The sequence below is a fragment of the Antarctobacter aquimaris genome (assembly GCF_900184945.1).
Taxonomy (GTDB): Bacteria; Pseudomonadota; Alphaproteobacteria; order Rhodobacterales; family Rhodobacteraceae; genus Maliponia; species Maliponia aquimaris.
The window spans coordinates 1-1,090 of record NZ_FXYF01000046.1 but is presented as its reverse complement, the minus strand read 5'-3'; the positions used below and the strand labels follow the sequence as shown (position 1 = coordinate 1,090).

Below are 1,090 nucleotides of genomic sequence, written 5' to 3'. Positions count from 1 at the left end.
CCGGGTGCCAAGAGTCGACGCCCCGTGCTTGAAAAGCGCCGTTGCGCGCGCCTGCGCGGGCGTTCGTGCCAGGCGGTTCATTCCCTCGCGCCCGTACCCTGATCGCAAGCAAGTCGCAAAATGGCCTCGCCTTTACGAACGGCCGGTCGGCGCGCACACTGATCCGTGCAGCAAAAGGATTTCTGATATGGCCAGTTTTGTCATCAGCGGCTTTTCCTCCGTGCCGCAGACGCTCACCACGACCGAGACCGGCGTCGTGACAACCAGCGGCGAATTGATCACCGCGGCGAACAACCCGATCACGATCTCCGGCGGCACGACAACGGCACTGGTGATCGATGGCATGGTCGCGCCGGCCCCGATCACTTTTCTCAGCGCGATCCGGCACACCGGCAGCCGCCTGACCGTCGATATCGGCCCGGAGGGCTTTGTCCGATCATTCGTCCTGCCGGCGATCCTGTCCGATGTCAGCTCCAGTTTCGCGCTCACGAACTTCGGGGCGATCCTCAGTGGCGTGGACGCCGTTTCTGTGCGCGGGTCAGACCGGGCTGCCGATATTCTGATCGCCAATCACGGCGTGATCGATGGCAGGAAAACTGGTCTCCTGCTGGATGGCGGCAGCGGCGTGGCGCGCGTCACCAATACCGGGACAATCACCGGGCAAGAGGAGTGGGGCATTCGGTTGAATGGTGACAGAGGCACCGCCGGCATCACCCTGCTGAACACGGGACAGATCCTTGGCGGAAGTGGGTCCTTGGCGGGCAGCCACGGTCCGGATATCGTGATGAACTCCGGCCTGATGATCGGCAACCTGCAGCTATTGGGAAGCAGCGACCTGTATCGCGGCACTGGCGGCCTCGTCTCGGGCCTCGTCTTCGGAGAAGCAGGGGCCGACACGCTGATCGGCGGCGCTGAAGCCGACAGGTTCGATGGCGGCACCGAGGACGACCTGATGGTGGGTCACGGCGGTGACGATACGCTGATCGGCGGCGAAGGGAACGACACGGCCTTTGGCGGCGATGGCAACGACAATCTCTCCGGGGGCGACCAGAACGACGTGCTGAACGCCAACGCGGGAGACGACACGATC

The 1,090-nt window shown here is 64.0% G+C and carries 1 protein-coding gene; it reads left to right on the top strand.

The window, feature by feature from the left end; genetic code table 11:
* Window positions 1-187: 187 nt before the first annotated feature.
* A partial coding sequence (locus MAA8898_RS25575; protein WP_370738646.1) for a calcium-binding protein occupies window positions 188-1,090 on the top strand: 903 nt, incomplete at its 3' end.